Origin of the sequence: Novosphingobium sp. ST904 (assembly GCF_001298105.1) — a bacterium.
Classification (GTDB): Bacteria; Pseudomonadota; Alphaproteobacteria; order Sphingomonadales; family Sphingomonadaceae; genus Novosphingobium.
In genome coordinates this window covers 1-17,661 of sequence record NZ_LGJH01000142.1, presented here as the reverse complement: position 1 = coordinate 17,661, position 17,661 = coordinate 1, and the positions used below count along the sequence as shown (strand labels likewise).

General features: G+C 60.9%; 15 protein-coding genes and 1 pseudogene. 10 read left to right on the top strand and 6 right to left on the bottom strand.

What is annotated here, in order from left to right; all coding sequences use genetic code 11:
• Positions 1–93 precede the first annotated feature (93 nt).
• From gluP to ADT71_RS12225, 3 genes and pseudogenes are all read left to right on the top strand, one after another.
• On the top strand, positions 94–2,685 hold the full coding sequence (gene gluP, locus ADT71_RS31345) for a glucose/galactose MFS transporter (RefSeq protein WP_132469811.1): 2,592 nt from the start codon (positions 94–96) through the stop codon (positions 2,683–2,685).
• A 40-nt stretch (positions 2,686–2,725) separates the two neighbouring features.
• Positions 2,726–3,687, top strand: a pseudogene (locus ADT71_RS12230) (glucokinase); the annotation flags it as partial.
• Between the two features lie 52 nt (positions 3,688–3,739).
• Positions 3,740–5,392, top strand: a complete 1,653-nt coding sequence (locus ADT71_RS12225) for an FAD-dependent oxidoreductase (protein ID WP_082370309.1) — start codon at positions 3,740–3,742, stop codon at positions 5,390–5,392.
• A gap of 150 nt (positions 5,393–5,542) precedes the next feature.
• On the opposite strand, the gene ADT71_RS12220 is transcribed toward ADT71_RS12225, so the two are convergent.
• On the bottom strand, positions 5,543–6,823 hold the full coding sequence (locus ADT71_RS12220; protein WP_082370308.1) for an MFS transporter: 1,281 nt from the start codon (positions 6,821–6,823) through the stop codon (positions 5,543–5,545).
• Positions 6,824–6,915: 92 nt separating this feature from the next.
• On the opposite strand from ADT71_RS12220, the gene ADT71_RS12215 reads away from it, so the two are divergent.
• The 3 genes from ADT71_RS12215 (at position 6,916) to ADT71_RS12205 (ending at position 9,136) form a co-directional block, all read left to right on the top strand.
• A complete protein-coding gene (locus ADT71_RS12215; protein ID WP_054437223.1) occupies positions 6,916–7,686 on the top strand; it encodes a helix-turn-helix domain-containing protein in 771 nt (256 codons plus the stop codon).
• A gap of 61 nt (positions 7,687–7,747) precedes the next feature.
• On the top strand, positions 7,748–8,449 hold the full coding sequence (locus ADT71_RS12210) for a DUF4190 domain-containing protein (protein ID WP_165913330.1): 702 nt from the start codon (positions 7,748–7,750) through the stop codon (positions 8,447–8,449).
• A gap of 111 nt (positions 8,450–8,560) precedes the next feature.
• On the top strand, positions 8,561–9,136 hold the full coding sequence (locus tag ADT71_RS12205; RefSeq protein WP_132469813.1) for a hypothetical protein: 576 nt from the start codon (positions 8,561–8,563) through the stop codon (positions 9,134–9,136).
• Positions 9,137–9,214: 78 nt separating this feature from the next.
• Here the strand turns inward: ADT71_RS12205 and ADT71_RS12200 are convergent, their stop codons facing one another.
• On the bottom strand, positions 9,215–9,436 hold the full coding sequence (locus ADT71_RS12200) for a hypothetical protein (RefSeq protein ID WP_132469814.1): 222 nt from the start codon (positions 9,434–9,436) through the stop codon (positions 9,215–9,217).
• Between the two features lie 80 nt (positions 9,437–9,516).
• Here ADT71_RS12200 and ADT71_RS12195 point away from each other — a divergent pair, with 80 nt between their 5' ends.
• The 3 genes from ADT71_RS12195 to ADT71_RS31340 all read left to right on the top strand — a co-directional run bounded on the left by ADT71_RS12195 (position 9,517) and on the right by ADT71_RS31340 (position 11,958).
• Positions 9,517–10,935: a condensation domain-containing protein gene (locus tag ADT71_RS12195; RefSeq protein WP_054437214.1), complete on the top strand. Its 1,419-nt coding sequence runs from the start codon at positions 9,517–9,519 to the stop codon at positions 10,933–10,935.
• 216 nt (positions 10,936–11,151) lie between these two features.
• Positions 11,152–11,433 carry a hypothetical protein gene (locus tag ADT71_RS12190; RefSeq protein ID WP_082370307.1) on the top strand — a complete coding sequence of 94 codons (282 nt, stop codon included), beginning with the start codon at positions 11,152–11,154 and terminating at the stop codon, positions 11,431–11,433.
• A gap of 192 nt (positions 11,434–11,625) precedes the next feature.
• Entirely contained in the window at positions 11,626–11,958 is a 333-nt protein-coding gene (locus ADT71_RS31340; protein ID WP_132469816.1) for a hypothetical protein, read from the top strand.
• A 719-nt stretch (positions 11,959–12,677) separates the two neighbouring features.
• Here ADT71_RS31340 and ADT71_RS12185 read toward each other — a convergent pair.
• The 4 genes from ADT71_RS12185 to ADT71_RS31335 all read right to left on the bottom strand — a co-directional run bounded on the left by ADT71_RS12185 (position 12,678) and on the right by ADT71_RS31335 (position 15,783).
• Positions 12,678–13,571 (bottom strand): NAD(+)/NADH kinase, encoded by an 894-nt coding sequence (locus ADT71_RS12185; protein WP_054437211.1) that lies wholly within the window; start codon positions 13,569–13,571, stop codon positions 12,678–12,680.
• The gene (locus ADT71_RS12180) at positions 13,525–14,568 is read right to left on the bottom strand and encodes an SPFH domain-containing protein (RefSeq protein WP_054437209.1); all 1,044 of its coding nucleotides are present in this window, start codon (positions 14,566–14,568) and stop codon (positions 13,525–13,527) included. Before ADT71_RS12180 ends, ADT71_RS12185 begins: the two co-directional genes overlap by 47 nt.
• 11 nt (positions 14,569–14,579) lie before the next feature.
• Positions 14,580–15,305 (bottom strand): NUDIX domain-containing protein, encoded by a 726-nt coding sequence (locus ADT71_RS12175; protein WP_054437208.1) that lies wholly within the window; start codon positions 15,303–15,305, stop codon positions 14,580–14,582.
• A 250-nt stretch (positions 15,306–15,555) separates the two neighbouring features.
• Positions 15,556–15,783 (bottom strand): hypothetical protein, encoded by a 228-nt coding sequence (locus tag ADT71_RS31335; protein WP_156336572.1) that lies wholly within the window; start codon positions 15,781–15,783, stop codon positions 15,556–15,558.
• Between the two features lie 711 nt (positions 15,784–16,494).
• Here ADT71_RS31335 and ADT71_RS12170 point away from each other — a divergent pair.
• A complete protein-coding gene (locus ADT71_RS12170; protein WP_054437206.1) occupies positions 16,495–16,785 on the top strand; it encodes a helix-turn-helix transcriptional regulator in 291 nt (96 codons plus the stop codon).
• The last annotated feature ends 876 nt before the right edge of the window (positions 16,786–17,661 follow it).

The window sequence follows — 17,661 nt, the reverse complement described above, 5'->3', positions numbered from 1 at the left end:
ACATCCCCGCCGCGTCCAACGGTCGCGGGCGGGCACGATGCCTCGTCTTATCGGAGCGCATGATACGAAACTCAAACACAAGCGGACACAGCCGTGTCGTCGATCGGCATGCGGTCGCTGGTATGGCTGGTTTTCGGACTATTCTTCATCTGGGGCGGCGCCACGAGCCTCAACGATGTCCTGATCCCGAAGCTGAAAGGGCTTTTCGCGCTCAGCTACGCCGAGGTGATGCTCACCCAGTTCGCCTCTTCATGGCCTATTTTCTGGTCTCGATCCCCGCAGGCAATGCTCGTGTCCCGCGTCGGCTATGTCCGCGGGCTCGTTGCCGGGCTGGCGCTGATGGCTTTCGGTGCCCTCCTGTTCTGGCCCGCGTCGGGTTCGGGCAGCTATTGGCCCTTTCTCGAAGCGCTGTTCATTCTGGCAAGCGGCATCACGATCCTGCAGGTCGCGTCGAACCCGCTGATCACGACGCTCGGAGATCCTGCGGGCGCCAGCAGCCGCTTGACCCTTGCGCAGGCCTTCAACTCGCTCGGCACCACGATCTGGCCGTACATCGGGGCGCAGATGATATTGGGCACGGCTATTCCGGTGGATCAGGCGGCCCTTTCGCCGTCCGAACTCGCCGCGCACCGCGCAGCCGAGACCGCTATTATCAGCCAAATCTATGTAGCCATCGCGATCGTCCTCATCCTGGTTGCCCTGGTGTTCTCGTCGCGCCGCAGCCAGCTTACGACCGAGAAGCCCGACAAGGTCGGCCTTCTCGACACGCTCTCGCTGCTTCGGCAGCGGCGCATAGCCTTCGGCGCAAGCGCGCTGTTCATTTATGTCGGGGCCGAGGTCGCGATCGGCAGTCTCCTCGTCAGCTATCTCGAACAGTCCGATACGTTTGGCCTCACCGCGCAAAGTGCCGGCGAACGGCTATCGCTCTACTGGGGCGGTGCCATCGTCGGCCGGTTTGCGGGTGCCTGGCTCCTCAAGCGCGTCGTTCCCGGCAAACTTCTTGCGATCGCTGCGCTGTGCGCCGGAACGCTCGTCCTTATCTCGATGGCGACGAGCGGACCGCTTGCCGGATGGTCGATTATCGCGGTCGGGCTGTTCAACTCGATCATGTTCCCGACCATCTTTTCGCTCGCGGTCGAAGGGCAGGGAAACAAGACGCCCGAGGCATCGGGTCTGCTATGCATGGCGATCGTCGGCGGCGCGTCGTGCCGCTCGTCACCGGAAGCTTGGCCGACGCGCTCAGTGTCTCCGCCGCCCTCATTGTCCCGGTCGCCTGTTACGCGCTCATCGCAGCGTTCGGCCGATCGGCCGCAAAGCCTCTGGAGACTTAAGATGCGCTCTTTGTTCGTGCCCACCGGGCTCGGCATCGGCCTGCTGGCGGCTGTCCCTGCCTTTGCCCAGGCCGGCCCTGCCGAGACTGCCGATACCACCGACAGGGTCCAGCCTGCCGAGCCCGCTGTTCCGGCCGCGGCCTCAGATGCCCCCCAGACCCTGAGCGGTGAATGGGGCGGCCTGCGGACCCGGATGCGCGACGAGGGGGTCGATCTCAGCGCCTCCTATGTTTCCGAAACAGCGTGGAATGCATCGGGCGGCGAGCGCGAACGCGTTCGCGAAACCGGCCAGTTCGCCCTTGGGGTGACGCTCGATTTCGAGAAACTCGTCGGGCTCGCCGGCGGCACGTTCAAGGCAACGATTACCTATCGGCGCGGCAAGGACCTTGGTGCGGCGGCGGGCCTTGGCGTGTTGCAGCAGGTGCAGGAAGTCTACGGACGCGGCCAGACCTGGCGCCTGACCCAATTCTGGTATCAGCAAAGCTTTCTGGACGGGCATGCCGACATCAAACTCGGCCGTCTCACGCAGGGCGAGGACTTTGCCGCCTTTTCGTGCCAGCTCCAGAATCTGAGCTTCTGCGGTTCGCCGCCCGGAAACCTGGCCGGCGATTATTGGTACAACTGGCCGATCAGCCAATGGGGCGCGCGCCTGCGCGTACGCAGCGACCGCTTCTATGCGATGGCCGGCGCCTATGAGGTCAATCCGCGCAATCTCGAGAAGGACTTCTCGATCGGGCATTTCCATGGTGCCACGGGCATGCTCGTGCCGATCGAAGTGGGCTATACGCCAAGGCGCGGCCGGTCGGGCTTGCCCGGCGCTTATCGCGTCGGCGGTTGGTACAATACAGCCGATGCCGACGATGTGGCGCGGCGCATCGATCCAGACCAGCGGCCGGTCACAGGCCTGGATCCGCTGCGACGCGATGGACGCTATGGTGTCTACGCACAATTCCAGCAGCAACTGACCGGGGCCGCGCGCGAGAGGGCCAGCGGCCCGCAGACGACGACGGGCCTGGTGGCTTTTCTCAACGTCACCCAGGCCGATCGGCGAACCACCGTTACCGACAATCAGGTCGCAGCCGGGCTGTTCTACACGGGCCTCATCCCGGGGCGCCCGCACGACGACATCGCATTTGCGGTTGCCCGCGCGAATGTGAACGGCCGCGCGGTCATCGGGCTCGTGCCCGGCGAGCCGAAGCCCGATGCGGAATACGCCGCCGAACTTTCCTACACGCTGCGGCGGTTCGCCGGCGTCACCCTGCGGCCGAACCTCCAATATGTGATGGTCCCGGGCGGTTACGATGCCGCGAACGACGTAGTCGTCGTCGGCCTCAAGGCGTCGCTGGCCCTGTGAAACGCAGCCTCATCTTCCATCTACAAAGGGCCACCACCCAATGAAACGGATTGTGACGATCGACGTCGGCGGCACCCATGTCCCCCTCGCCCTTGCCGAAATAGAAGCGGGAAGGGTTGGTAACCTCGGCGAGGCGACCACCTTCCTGACAGGCGATTTTCCCAGCCTCGAAAGGGCGTGGTCGGCGTTTGCCGGAAAGCTCGGCCAAGCTCTGCCGAACGCCGTCGCCATCGCCTTTGCCGGTCCCGTCCACGGCGATGTGCTGAAGCTCACCAACAGCAGCTGGATCATTCGCCCGGCCGCCGCGGGCGCGTCGCTCGGCGTCGACAGCGCGACCGTTGTAAACGACTTCGCGGCGATCGGATATGCGATCGCAGTGATGGGACCCGGCGAGCTTCAACATGTTTGCGGCCCCGACGTCGACTTGCCCGGGCGGGGGACGATCAGCATTGTCGGCCCCGGAACGGGACCGGGGGTCGCGCATGTCCTTCGAACCGCTACCGGCCCCTATGTCAGCGAAACCGAAGGCGGGCATATGGACTTTGCGCCGCTCGATCCGATCGAGGACCGGCTGGCCACGGCGCTGCGCGCCCGGTTCCGGCGGGTGTCGGCCGAACGGATCCTTTCGGGCCCGGGACTGAAAAACATCTATGAGGTGATGGCGGAAGGCGACGTCACTCACGGATCCTACGACATTGAAGACTTGTGGACGGTCGCGCTCGCGGCTCGGACCCGATGGCAGAAGCCGCACTGGAGCGCTTCTGCCTCTGCCTCGGTGGGTTCGGAGGGGATTTGGCACTTGCGCAAGATGAATCGGGCCTCGTTATCGCGGGCGGGCTCGGCCTGCGTCTTGCGGACCGGCTCTCCCACTCGGGCTTTCCGCTGAGGTTCGCCGCCAAGGGTCGGTTCGAAGCCTATATGTCTGGGATCCCGGTCAAGGTTCTGACCCATCCGAACCCCGGCCTGCTCGGTGCCGCCGCTGCCTATGCAATCGAACATTCTGCGGGCGCCAGCCGCCCGCCGTGCCCGCGCTCGTGGACGATCGGAACGGCCGATGATGCTCGATCTCGACACCGTTGACGGCACCATCCGGCGCCGGACCGAGGTCTGCGTGGTCGGCGCCGGCGTGGCGGGTATCGCACTGACCCGGCGGCTTCTCGCTGCAGGACATGAGGTGCTGCTTCTCGAAAGCGGCGGCACGGATTTCGAGGCAGCGACGGCCGACCTCAATGCCGGAACGAGCAGCGGCGAAGACTATTACCCTCTCGACCACGCGCGAATGCGTTTCTTTGGCGGCACCACCGCGATTTGGGGCGGGCGCTGCGCCGAACTGGATGCGATCGATTTCGAGCGCCGAGACTGGGTGCCACATTCCGGCTGGCCCATCGATCTGGACGATCTGGCCTCCTATTATGCTGAAGCACGGCCGATGTTCGCCCTTCCCAAGCGGCGGATCGAACTGGCGGAGGTAGGTTCTGCCCGCGCGCCCGTTCCGGCTTTCGATGCGCAACTGCTCAAAACGCCAGTCTGGACATTCGACCCTGCGGTCAACCGTTTTACCTTCGGGGCCTGCGCCGACTTGGTTGCGCATCCGCGCTGCGAGGTCGCCTGTCACGCGAGCGTCTCCGGTATCGAAGAGCGCGCGGGCGTTGTGCAGCGAGTCGAAGCGCGCTCTTTAAAGGGCGGGCGGCTAATGGTCGTCGCCGACGCGGTCGTGCTCGCAGCGGGTGGAATCGAAAATGCCCGGCTGCTTCTCGCCTCCGACATCGGTAACGACTATGATCAAGTGGGGCGCTATTTCATGGAACATCCCCATGCGCGCGGGGGCCGCATCATTGGGGGAGACAGTTGGAATCTCCTGAAATGCTTTGCGCGGCGCCATCGGATCGCAGGACACGACGTCGCCGGCCTGATCACGCCGGCCGCGGCTCTTCAGCGGCGCGCAGGCATTTTGAACAGCTCGCTAACGATCGTCGCTCGTCAGCCAGTCCAGGCTGCGCAATTCGTCGGCATGCGGGTATACGGTAGTCTCAAGCATGACCTTGCTCCGACAAAACAAGGCCGCGCTCTCTGGATGGTGACGAAGAAGGCAGCGAACTGGGCCCAGCGTCATATCGATCCGGCTCGGCCTTGGCTGCTGCACAAAGCGGGCTTTGCCGACGTCGCGCTCCTTATCCGCGCCGAGCAATCTCCCAATCCGGACAGCCGCGTCACCCTTGGCTCCCAGATCGATCCGCTCGGGGTCCGGCGGGTCAACCTCGACTGGCGACTGTCGCCGCTCGACAAGCGTAGCGTGGCGGGCTTGGTGCTGGCGCTCGGCGACGAACTCGCGCGCCTCGGAAAAGGGCATGTCGAAGCAGCAGACTGGCTGGCCGAAGATGGTCCGGCGTGGCAGAGCGATCGTCTCGTCTCTTCGCATCCGATCGGCGGTTATCATCATATGGGGACGACGCGAATGTCGGCCACTTCGCGAACCGGCGTGGTCGACGCTAACGGACGCGTGCACGGCCTTCGTAATCTTTACGTCGTCGGCTCGTCGACCTTTCCCACGGCGGGGTGGGCAAACCCCACGCTGACGATCGTAGCTCTCGCATTACGCACAGGCGACCGTATCTCCTCGATGCTGGCCAATCTCCACAGGCCGTGCGGCGCTTCGGCGAGGCCGGTGACCGACTTCAGCAATATCTTCAGACTGAGAGCTTCTTGAGCAGGCAATAGGCAACGGGCTAGGAGTGCCTCTTCCTATGCACCCTTTGGCACCTGCGGTAGTCAGTATTGCCAATAGCTTTTGCCCTGCAGAGAGCACGTCGCCCTTATTAGCGACGTGATCAATGCACCGGGAACGGCTTGTCTGATTTCAGTCCTCAATGTTTGATGGGTGATGGTGGATGTCATCAGGGCCGATTGCGACGAGCGGCCCCCCCGGCGCGGGAAGCATACAGGTCGCAACCCCTAGAAGCGGCAGATAGGCGCAGTATTTGAACACCCAGACGATGCCATGGAAATCCGCGAGCTGGCCAAGGCCGGCAGCCCCGATCCCACTAATCCCGAACATCAGGCCGAACATCAGTCCCGAGACGAGGCCGACACGGCCGGGAACGAGCTCCTGCGCATAGACGACGAGCGCGGCGAATGCGGACGACATGATCAAGCCGATCGACACAGCAAGGATCGCGGTCCACGCCAGATTGGCGTGCGGCAGGATCATCGCAAAAGGGGCGACACCCAGGAAGGATACCCAGATGACCGCTTTTCTCCCGATCCGGTCTCCCACCGGGCCGCCCGCGAATGTTCCCGCGGCAACCGCGGCAAGAAAGCAGAAGAGATAGAATTGCGAGTCTCGGACTCCGAGGTCGAAGCGCTCGATGAGATAGAATGTGAAGTAGTTCGTGAAGGCGCCGATGTAGATAAATTTCGCGAACATAAGCACCCCGATCACCGAAAGCGCGCGGATGATCTCGCGGCGGCTGTACGGCGACGCTGGCGACGGACCGGCCGCGACCGGCTGCGCGGCTGCCGCCCGCAAACGCCAACGTGTCACAATGAAAAGCACCCAGATCGCGGCAATGGCGGCAAAGGCAAGCCAGCCGACGGCCGTCTGGCCGAACGGGAGAATGACGATGGACGCCACAATGGGGCCGAGGGCCGAGCCTGTGTTGCCGCCGACCTGAAATGCCGATTGCGCCGTTCCGAACCGGCCGCCCGACGCCATTCGCGCGACGCGCGAAGCTTCGGGATGGAAGGTCGCCGACCCGACCCCGATGACGGCCGAGGCCATGATCAGGGCGGAATAGCTTCCCGCTGCTGCGAGCGCCCCTACGCCTGCGAGCGTGACCACCATCCCGAGCGGCAGCAGATAGGGCAGAGGGCGCTTGTCGGTATAAAAGCCGACCCACGGCTGGAGCAGCGAAGCGGTGACCTGATAGACGAGCGTAATCCAGCCGATCTCGGCGAAGCTGAGATGATATTTATCCTTGAGCATTGGATAAATGGCGGGAAGCACGGCTTGGATCAGATCGTTCAGTAGATGGGCGAGAGCGACCGCACCGACGATTTCCAGCACGAATTTTGGAGGATGCTGGCGCGGGGCTGGCGTCGGGATATGGTGAGCGGGCAGGCTGGCAGTCGTGTCGTTCATAGGGGCGTCTTTCGAAATGCCGACCGCCTGTAACAAGGGTTCGTCGTTCCCGCTTTCTTGTGCGAGCCAAAATTTTCTGAGAGTGAGACAATATGGATATTGATGCCGAACCTGATGAGATAGTCGACCGTCCAGCGATCGCCGTCGGGCATGATTTTCCCGACTCGCACGAGCTTGCTGAACATCGCCACCAGCGCAGTCAGTTTCTATATGCCGCCACCGGGGTGATGGCCGTAAGCACGCCCAATGGGGCATGGGTCGCCCCGCCCGAACGTGCCGTCTGGATCCCCGCCGGCACCCCGCATTCGGTCCGCATGGTTGGCGCCGTCCAAACTCGCAGCGTTCTTATCGAACCCGCCGCATGCCCGGGGCGGGACGTTAAGTGCGAGGTCGTCGGGGTCTCTCCGCTTCTTCGCCACTTGCTCGCCGCGGCGGCGGATGTCCCATCGGAATATAATTTGGCTGGCCGCGACGGAATGGTCATGAATTTACTGCTGGCGGAGATTAGCATCGCCCCCCTCATACCGTTGGCCGTGCCATTTCCCGCACACAATGCGCTTGCGCAGCTTTGCCACGCCTTTCTCAGACGTCCCGACGCGACATCGACGATCGATGGCTGGGCAGACTTGATGGGAATGAACAGGCGCACTTTCACACGTCTCTTTCGGGGGCAGACTGGGATGAGCTTTGCGGAATGGCGTCAGCAGGCCTGTATCTCGGTCGCGCTGCCGAAATTAGCCGCGGGGGCGTCGGTAACCTCGATCGCCTATGATCTCGGATATGACGGGCCGGGCAATTTCTCGACTATGTTTAAGCGCGTGCTCGGCGTCACGCCGAGCAGTTACGGGAAACTGTGCAATTAGCACGCGTTCGCTAGGTGCGGGCCTTCCCAACCCATTTCCGCGTATAGAGGTAGCGGGGATCTTGCGACTGGATAATCAACGATATAACGCAGGCGTCGATGATATTTATACAGGGGGCGATATGACTACAGATGCTGCAAGTAGACCTGACCACAATGCGCTAGGAAAAGCGGCATTCATTGTCGGACTAATCGGTCTGATACTCTCATTCATTCCGCTAATCGGCTTCGTATCGTGGATTTTAGGGCCGTTAGCGATCCTCTTTGGTCTAATCGCCCTTCTCCGGAAGTCGAGATCGCTCGCAATCGCTGGAATCGTGACGGGCGTCCTGACGCTCTACGTCTGTTACGGCTGGATTAAGGGCACCCAGTCTTTAGGTGAAGCGATGAACAAAGATGCCTTCAACACGTCAGGCGAAACATTCGATATGGCCAACGCCCCCATCATAGACGCTACCATCAAAGGCATATGGAAGGACGTTGAGGGCAATAAAATTGCCGCAGGCGAGAAGTACGGAAAGCACCGCCTTCGCTTCACGAAAGAGGTCATCCAGGAGTTCGGGGGTGATGCCAGCGCCCCGGTGGTCTCATTCACTGGCAAGACGGAGGATTATCTTACGCATTTTGTCAGCGCATCCTTTGCAGCGAAGGACGGCAAGGAAATTGGGTCGCTGAAGAAAGGCGCCAGGATTTCCTTCATATGCGAAGACATCCGCGAAACGTTTGGCGATGGCTACTCTTTGGGCGGTTGCTCGCTCAAATGAATCGATGAGCCAGTGAGCTCAGTTCGGGCGTCTCACCTTGCTAAAGCCCAGTCCGTCCAGTGAACAAATGGGAATGTTCTGCTAGCAGCCATTTTACTATCGATGTCCAGCGTGGCCGTGAATGCCGCACCAAGCGTGTTCGTAAAAAAAGAGCCCAACAGCATGTGGTGGGACGGCGCGATGAACGCGCGCATTCTCGGACAAGCCGCAGGCCCGGTTACGGTCAAGAAGCTTTCAGACTTTATCGGCGAAACGATGATCTATTACAGCTACACCGTTTGCTCGCTCGAGCCAGTGGGACCCGACACGTTCGGGGGAATTGATCGCGACACGCAAACCGAAATCGATGGCTATAAGGCGCAATCCTCCTGGCGTGCCGAAAGCGTCGCACCCGGCGGGCGCCGCATCCTTGGGCAGAGCGTCGTGTTCGAAGGCTGCGACGATGGGCCGCGTGGCGCGGCGCTGCTTGTAACGGATACGATGACGGGCGAGATACTGCGGTGGCAGCCGATGGGAAATTACACCGACAACGCCGGGCGAGAGGTTCCAATTTGGGTGATGTTCCTCGATCCGAAACAGGGGGAGGAGCTTTTTTCCACCTCGCTGTGCCGTGAATGCGGCGACCGAACCCACATCTATTATGACATTACGCGGAAGCACGTTTACGCCGAGCACAATGGCCATTGAGGGCTTCAGATTAGGCTTTGGATCTAAGGCCTCGCGGCCACCTAAAGTCTCCCTAGAAGATAAGTTCGGGCGGTCCTGCTACATCTCAACAAGCAGATGCCAGAGTCCCATCGGAGTGTTGCTCACCCGCGCATGGGATGATCTTGAAAAGAGACAGCGGCCGTCGGCGTCGTACTTCTCGAGCATGAGCGCGTCGGATGGCGTCCAAGTACCAATTGACCAGCGGCCGAGCGCAGCGACCCAGTGGTTTAGTGTCCTCAGCCAGTCCATGGCATTTCGGTTCTGCACGAAGCCGATCATCGCTGCGACTTCGTGGTCGGACCCATGGTGGCCCGCCATAAAGCGTTGCACACCGCCAGCCGTCTTTTTCCGGGTATGCGGTGGCCGTCGGCGAGGAGGCAGATCCCGCGATGCTGCGCGATCATCTGCGGCAGAGCCTGCCCGATTATATGGTCCCTTCGGCGATCGTCATGCTCGATGCGCTGCCGCTGACGCCGAACGGCAAGGTGGACCGGCGCGGACTCCCCGCACCTGACGCTTCGCGGGAAGAGCGGGGTTATGTCGCGCCGCGCACGCCCGTTGAGGCGATCCTCGCCGGTATCTGGGCCGACGTCCTCAAGCTCGACCGGGTCGGTGTCTTCGACAACTTTTTCGAGCTCGGCGGCGACTCCATCCAGTCGATCCAGGTGGTCGCCCGCGCCGGGCGCGCTGGCCTCAAGATCCCCGTCCGACAACTCTTCGAACATCAGTCGGTGGCGGCTCTCGCCACGGTCGCCAGCACAGCCGCCGCGCCAGATGGGGCCGAACAGGGCATGGTCGACGGCGAGGTGGCGCTCACGCCGATCCAGAGCTGGTTCTTCGCACAGGAGCCCGGCACACCGGATCACTTCAACCAGGCCTTCTGGCTGATGCCGCGCTCGCGGCTCGATCCTGCCCGCCTGGGAACCGTCCTCGCCCGGCTGGTGGAACATCATGACGCCCTACGGCTGCGGTATCGCCGCGAGCCATCGGGCTGGGTCCAGTTCCATGGTGAGGCGGCGGGCAGCTTCGCGCTTGAGGTTGCCGATCTCTCGGCCCTGTCACCGGACGCCGTGACGGCAGCGCTCGCCGGCGCGGCCGAGGAGTTCCAGCGTGGCCTCGACCTTGCCGGCGGCCCTCTCGTTCGGGTCGGACTGTTCGAGCTTGCCAGCGGCGCTCAGCGCCTCCTCCTCGTCATCCACCATCTCGTTGTCGATGGCGTATCGTGGCGCATCCTGATGGAGGATCTGGAAGCGCTCTATGCAGACGATAGCGCCGCGCTCGCACCGAAGACCACATCGTTCAAGGCCTGGTCCGGGAAGCTCCATGACTATGCTGCAACCGAAGCGGCGCGGGCGGAGCAGGACGGTTGGCGCGAGCAGATCGAGCAACCGGTCGCGCCCCTCCCCATTGACCTGTCATCCGGCCCCAATGACGTGGCTTCCGTCGACATCGACACGGTCGAGCTCTCCGCCGATGAGACAGATCGTCTGCTGAAGGACGTTCCCAACCTCTATCGCACCCGGATCAACGATGTGCTGCTTACCGCGCTGGCGCAGGCTCTCGCCGGCTGGACCGGCCAAGGCATTAGCCTGATCCATCTGGAAGGGCATGGCCGCGAGGCGGTGGTCGAGGGCATCGACCTGTCCCGCACCGTCGGCTGGTTCACCAGCCTCTACCCGGTTCGCCTCGCCGTCGATCCCGAGGCCGGACCCGGCCGGCAGCGAGTTGATGATCGGCGCGTTTTGAGCGGCATCGCCTTCGTCAATCGTACGGGCTGAGGTGGCGGGATGCGCCGAGGGAAGGCGTTTCTCACAGCCATCGCTCTCACCGCCACTGCCATCTTTCTGGCGGTGATCCTCAATGTTTCCTGACCCTAAGCCGTTGTGTCGATTCCGGCCGTGATGAGCGGATGAATTCAGCGATTTCTTACCGTGGGCTGGCGCAGTTCCCTTGGGCACCGGCCAGGTTAATAACCTTATCTCGGTAAGGACGCGCTGGGGAAACTCGACGAGCTATTTGGCGGTCCAGTGCGGACACGCATGTCGGCAATTGCTAGCGTCGAAGACGAGTTGGTCGCGGCGGATGTCGTCATCGGCGCTGTCCTCGTGCCCGGTGCGAGCGCACCCAAGCTTGTGTCGCGCGCGATGCTGGCGCGGATGGCCTCGGACCGAATCCCTTCCGCCAGCAGGTGGGGTCGACATAATGCTGTCCCGCGCGCCGCACCTCTCTTCGACCATATCCTGCGCAGCGGGGTCGCCCCGATTCTGGCCATTTGATCAAGCGCACGCCCCACATTGTCTCGGCGGGAGCGGCGGTATAGAGGCAGGCGGGTCTCGAAATTGCCTTCGACGATTTATCGCCCGCGTACGTTGCTTGGACGGTTCCCAACCATCTTTTGGGATGCGGTCGGAGAAAGGCTGCTGTCGAGTGTCCACAGCGATTCTACGCCGTGATCGGGAGACCCATGCATGAGCTTTTCTGGCCTCAATCTAACCGATCTCACGCAGGGGGAGGAGACGGCTCTCCGTGCCTATAAAACAGCACAAGAAACATCTGCCAAATCACATTGTTTCGACATGAACAGTGAACTTCGGGCCGGATTGCGCGTAGATGAGATGACGCCGGCGCTCGCCAGTACCGTTCGTGCGCTCGATTCGGTCTTCAACAGATGCCCCAAGTCATCAAGCCCCCTAACTGTCTTTAGCGGTACCGGTAGTCGCGCCTTTCTGCCGATCCTCGATATCGGCTTTCGTTTCCGCTCACGAGTTTTGGTCGACGTCGAGGGACGAAGGGAGGACTGAGCGTTTCGTTGGTCTCGGTGGAGCAGAGCTGGAGCTCGCGTTGGACGTCGGCTTGCCGGCCTATGATATGGAAACGCTGGAGGGTGCAGGCGGCGGAGAAGCGGAAATACTTCTGCCCAGAGGCATTTAACGGGAGGTTGTCTCAGCGGAAAAAGCGCAATCGCCGCTCATTCTCGCGTCCAAGCGTCAATGCATTCATGACGAAGTCGCACGAGTCAGGCTGAAGTTGCGGGATATTGGCCAGCTGGCGACTGACCGTCCGAGCAGGTCGGGGCATCTGCCTTGCGCTCCGGACGCAGTAATCTCTACTGCTGAAAACAGCCGAGATATCGGCCAAATGATCGGCCAAAATCAGTCGTGAATTCCTAAGGCGCTTGAGAAAACAGAGTGTTTTCTATGGCGTTCGCCCAGTGCTCCACCATCGTAAGATCGGCCAATATTTTGTCACAATGAGGCTCGTAGTTGCTCCATGCCCGCTCGACAGCGAGCGAGAGACAGGCTGACCAAAACCTCTTTTTTGCTCTGGTAGGACCCCATTGCCCCTTTTGAACTATCGACCAGAGTCAGTGTCGAGCGGGTCAGGGTAGCCTGAGGGGGCGCGATCTGAGCGGCGCACTGCAAAACGCACGCCCATTCGTTTCGCAATCCGACGCAGCGAAGTATAGGCGGTTTTCCGTCGGCGGGGCGGTATTTTCACCTAATACTCCCCTAAAAGGCAATTACGTGGAAACCAGACGAAGCACTCGTTCAGAGGGAGCGAGTGACACCTGCCTGCCCCAATCGAAAGGGAGAAAATCCTGCTCGATTCCGTCTGCAAAAATGACTCCACCATCGTTCATTCGCGATGTGACATGGAGTGCTGTCTGATCCAGCTTCCCAGCCCGAAGAGAAGTACCAGTCGCGATACTCGGGAACGGTTCGCGCACGAAATAGCCAACCGCTCGTTCCTGCGGGGCCAGCGCCAGCTGCTGTCCGGTGGCCTCCATGATCGAGCGGGCCCAGCCGGTGGCCCCTGTACCGGTCGCGACGATGAGGCCGCTTGAGGAATGGTCTTCGGCGGTATCGCCAAGTGCTAGCCGGTATCTGGCCGATTGGTGGCTGCGATGGCCCACGAACAGCTCATTGAGCGCCACCAGTTTCTCGCCGGTGTCTAGTCTGCCTTCAACCATCGTTCGGTGGTCGACCGCGACATCGTCATGGAGACTGGCTGGCAAGGCGGCGCCGAGCCGATCCAGAGCGACCCGGACTAAGACGCCGTCGTAAAGGTCGGGCGCGGGATTAACCCCGAGCACGGGCTGGCCGTCCAGATATTTGGCGACATTAGCGACCAGCCCATCCTGCCCGACCGCCACAATCACGTCTTCGGGCGCGAAAAGGAACCGATCGAGATCGGCACGGCGAACATGCGTTTGCCGCCAATCGGTTGGGACGGCGGCTCGTGCTTGGCGCAATACTGCCTGAAACCGTTCATGCCGCGTCTCGAGCTCGCTGAATTTTTGCCCGCGCGTCTCAAGATAGAAACGTGCCTGTTCGCGCGTCGCGTGGCGCGCGAGGAGCAATTGATAATCACTCTCGCGCGTCACAAACACGGCGCGGGGGGCAGTAGAGGTCATGGCGCCTATCCTTACTGCCGGCGATTGCACCGGCGGCGGCGGGTCTGAACTCACGCATGACCGCTGCGAGCAGATCGGGCGTGACGTTCAGATGCTCGACGGTGTCGAGATTGCCGGCAAGCTCACGAGCCGCCAATCCTAGGAGTACCGCTGGCGGCAGATCGCGATAAACTGCGATATGGGCCTGCTCCGCCTCGGCCTTGGCGCTTTCCACAATACGGATACGACCCGCTTCGGCTTCGGCCTCGACCTGCTGCGCCTCGGCAAGACCGGTGGCGCGATTTCGAGCGTTCTCCGCCTCCTCGGCGATCAGCTGCTTCTCGCGGCGTGCGAGTTCGGTTTTGTTGCCGAGCTCATTCTCCGCAATCGCGCGCTCCTTGTCGACCGCCAGCGCGCGGCGTTCGAACATTGCCTCGTCGGCTTTTTGCTGGAGCGCCTCGAAGGTTGGCGTTTGCAGTGCGCGTTCGAGTTCGCTGCTGGGTGCCAGGTTGTTCAGGCGTACCGCGACGATCGCGAGACCGATTTCCGTTAGGGCCGGATCGTTTGCGAGAGCGGCTTCCAGTCGCTGGCGCAGGGGTTCCACGCCGGCATCGAGCAGCGCACGCACGGGAGCTTCGGCAAGATATTGCAGCGTTGCTTGGTTGACGAGGCCGGCAAGCCGCGTCTCGATCCGCTCGATCGGCTCGCGAATATATTGGCCATTCGCGAGGCCGATAGTGAAATCGATCCGCTCGGCTACGCGGTCGGGCTCGGCCACCCGCCAGCCGAGAATGCCCTGAACATTGACTTGCTGGAAGTCGGCGCTGCGTCCTTTGACGAAAAGCGTCATCTCGCGGTCGTCCATTGGGACCTCGGCGACGCTTGCCGTTTCAGGACGGAACCAAAAGACGATCCCGCGCCCGCTCTGGCGTATGCGGCCGTTGCGATAGCGGATGACGTGATGGCTAGCATCGCTACGCAGCCGCGCAATGAAAGCGAAATTCGTAATTTGTGCCATGTTGGCCTCCCTCAATGCTGACATTTGAAACGATAAAGTTCTGCGGGTCTGAACGACGCGCCAGTCTCGCGTTCGCCGGTGCCCTCGATCCAGCCTTTGTCCAGCATCCGGCGCCGGAAGGCCGGCTTGTTGAGCGACGTTCCGAGGATAGCTTCATGGACATCTTGCAGCTGGCGAAGCGTGAAATTCTCCGGGAGCCACGCGAAGCCGACATCAGAATAGTCTAGCTTTCCGCGCAGTCGCAGGATCGCCATGGCCAAAATCTCGGCATGGTCGAATGCCAGGAAAAGCGGTTTGCCGTCGAGCGATTGCACCTCGACCGGACCCCCTTTTTCTCCCGTCCACGGCACACCGATACCGGCGGCTAGAAGAGATGGCGTCCCTTTAAGGGCGCTCGCAAAAGAGTCTTCTGCGAGCAGCCCGAGATAGGCCACACTGATGATGCGCATGCGCGGATCACGCTTCACTGAGCCAAAGGTGTAAAGCTGCTCCAGATGAGCCGACTGAATGCCGGCCTTGTCGTGCAATATGCGTTTCGCCGCATCGTCGACCGCTTCATCGATCCGGACGAAGCCGCCCGGGAGCGCCCATTGACCAGCGAATGGATTTTGCTGTCGTTTGACAAGAAGCGCTGTGGGACTGCCTTGGCGTAATCCCAGAAGCACCAAATCCACGGTCACCGAGGGCCGTTCAAAAGCCGTCGGATCATAGTCATCCAGGAAATCTGTTTCCGTCATATACCACCTTATAATCAAGACGCATATTACATAAATGCATAATATATATAAGTCAATGAGCATGATCGGCGCCGGCTTGCCCGCGGATAGTTAGGCTGATATATCCCTTGTCGAACGAGAGCAGAGTTTGCGATCAGAGGAAAACATGGTGCTGACCGAAGACGTTCCTGGCGGCTGACCGCACATGAAACGGGGGTGACCGAAATGGTTGGCCCTGAGCCTTTGGCGATCGCTTTCCGCTCGCATAACACTAAGATGCGAAACGTTGTTCGATATGGAAATCCAAACCTTCGGCTAGCGAAGAGGTCGGATCTTCCGCCGCGAGCATCAGAAGATGCGCCATCGCTTGGGAAACCATCGCGCACGCTAGAGGCTCACTCCAATCGAAGCCGAGTCGCACGATTGCTTGATCCTCCAGCAACGGCCCGAACCTCTGCCGAATGCGAAATCGAACTTCACTGGCGCTGCGGGCGATCATCGCCCCAAACACATGAATATGCCCGCGATCCAGCTCCGCGCTTATGATGCATGAGTAAAGGGCGGCGCGCCGTGGCGTTTTCGGCTCGGCTCTTCGCGAATCCGTGGTGGCGACGCTCCGAAGTAGCTGTTTGCGCTGTCGCTGAGGAAAGCTGCGACAGGAATGCCGGAGACAATGGCGGGCGATGAGTCCAAGCCAAGACCAAGACCGTGCAGCGCTACGGCACGTTCAAAGCCAATAGCATGCCGACACGCATTTATCGCCGACTCTCCATCGAAGAGCTGACAGGGTCTGTGCAGCCAGTCGATCGGTTCGATCTGGATCCTGTCACGTATAAATCGCGCTCCCGTCTCCGCGGCAACATATGCGAGGCGCTTTGCTGCCAGCAATCCTATGTCTGCCCTTGATCGCGCTCCCGAAGTGTCAGATCGCCGCAACGTCGCTCTGACCTGCGGTGGGGAGTACTCGCCACCTCTACCTTCCAACTTCATCGTTTCTGTCCTATCATCGCCAGGTTCACTGATGACCATTATGAAATCAGACAAGGGTAAATGTTCGGTATATCCCGAAATAACGAAATGTTATTGGTGATTCCGCGGCCTTATTCGGTCCGGCTGCACGCTGGCGTGTGCGTCGTAGATCAAGGGCGAGCATCCTTTCTGGAGACAAAAAAGTTCCAGAAAGATCTAGAAAATCCCGGGAACGCTTAGGATGGAGAACGCATCAGCAATCGCGGCGCTTGCGTCTCTTTCCTACGATACCCGTCTGGCCGCGATTCAACTTCTCGCCTCGGCCGGCGAAGAGGGACTCGCCGCGGGTGAAATAGCCCGCAGGCTCGGTGTTCAACAAAGCACGCTCAGCGACCATCTCCGGGCTTTGGCGGCCGCGGGAGTCGTAATATTTGATCGAAAGGGGCGCTCGATCATTTACCGGGCGAATTCGAAGACCATGCTCGATCTCATAGAATTCATGCGATCGACCTGCGTCGCATCGGCCACTTAGCCCAAAAAGTGCGCGGGATTACGAGTACAGCTGAGGCTGCATCCTAAAGGTGAACGAGAAACGGTTTTCCGACTTCAGGTTTTTCCTGGAGAAAGAAATTGATAGATAATATTCTGATCGACGACCTTGCCGTGTCGCCCCCTTCTGCTTGGGCGAAAAGGATCGAACAGGCCGTCGTCATTGGCCCCCTGGCAAGGGCAGTGGCTGTTACGGCCGCCGATCAAGAGGACGCAAGTGCTCGTCTTGGAGTGGGCCGCCGTCAGTTTTACAATCTTCTCGCGTCATATCGCGAAAGGCTGAAAGGTGCCTCGCGCACGGGCATCGGAACGGGGCACGGCGCCGGATTGATGAGCGGAAGGAAACGGTAATTGCTCAGGCGATCGAAGTTGCCGGTGCAGCGGCGCGGATGCGGGATGTGCAAGCTCTTGCGGCGCAGCTGAGCGCCGAACGAGGCGTTGAACGACCCTCGCAAACTCGATTCGAACGAGGTTTGGAAGACGACCTACCGAAGTCGACATCGTTAACCGTCTCAAGCTCGATTGCGATCTCGTGATCGACTTGTGCCCACTCGCAATCTCAGTAATCGATGATGATGACAATGTAGCAATGGCTTGGCTCTTGATATCAATCGAGCCTCAGACCCGACGGGTGTGGGCTCACCAAATCTTTGCCGGGCAACCCCGCGAACGTCAGGTCCGACAATTCCTGTCAGATTCGCGATCCGCCGGTAATTGTAAATGGTCAGGCCGGAAGATCGGGTTTACGGATCATGAGCTATGAGGTGGTGCCGGTTTTCTGGACAGGGTGTTAAGCTACTCCCGACCAAATAGATTGGTACGGGAATGAAGACGACGAGGAAGCGCTACAGCGCGGATT

Bases quoted from the DNA above. Each gene is read 5' to 3' on its own strand.
- ADT71_RS12175 (WP_054437208.1), bottom strand. From the start codon at position 15,305: ATGACGGAAACAGATTTCCTGGATGACTATGATCCGACGGCTTTTGAA.
- ADT71_RS12185 (WP_054437211.1), bottom strand. From the start codon at position 13,571: ATGACCTCTACTGCCCCCCGCGCCGTGTTTGTGACGCGCGAGAGTGAT.
- ADT71_RS12215 (WP_054437223.1), top strand. From the start codon at position 6,916: ATGGATATTGATGCCGAACCTGATGAGATAGTCGACCGTCCAGCGATC.
- ADT71_RS12180 (WP_054437209.1), bottom strand. From the start codon at position 14,568: ATGGCACAAATTACGAATTTCGCTTTCATTGCGCGGCTGCGTAGCGAT.
- ADT71_RS12170 (WP_054437206.1), top strand. From the start codon at position 16,495: ATGGAGAACGCATCAGCAATCGCGGCGCTTGCGTCTCTTTCCTACGAT.
- ADT71_RS12200 (WP_132469814.1), bottom strand. From the start codon at position 9,436: ATGATCGGCTTCGTGCAGAACCGAAATGCCATGGACTGGCTGAGGACA.
- ADT71_RS12225 (WP_082370309.1), top strand. From the start codon at position 3,740: ATGATGCTCGATCTCGACACCGTTGACGGCACCATCCGGCGCCGGACC.
- ADT71_RS12220 (WP_082370308.1), bottom strand. From the start codon at position 6,823: ATGAACGACACGACTGCCAGCCTGCCCGCTCACCATATCCCGACGCCA.
- ADT71_RS31340 (WP_132469816.1), top strand. From the start codon at position 11,626: ATGAGCTTTTCTGGCCTCAATCTAACCGATCTCACGCAGGGGGAGGAG.
- ADT71_RS31335 (WP_156336572.1), bottom strand. From the start codon at position 15,783: ATGATCGCCCGCAGCGCCAGTGAAGTTCGATTTCGCATTCGGCAGAGG.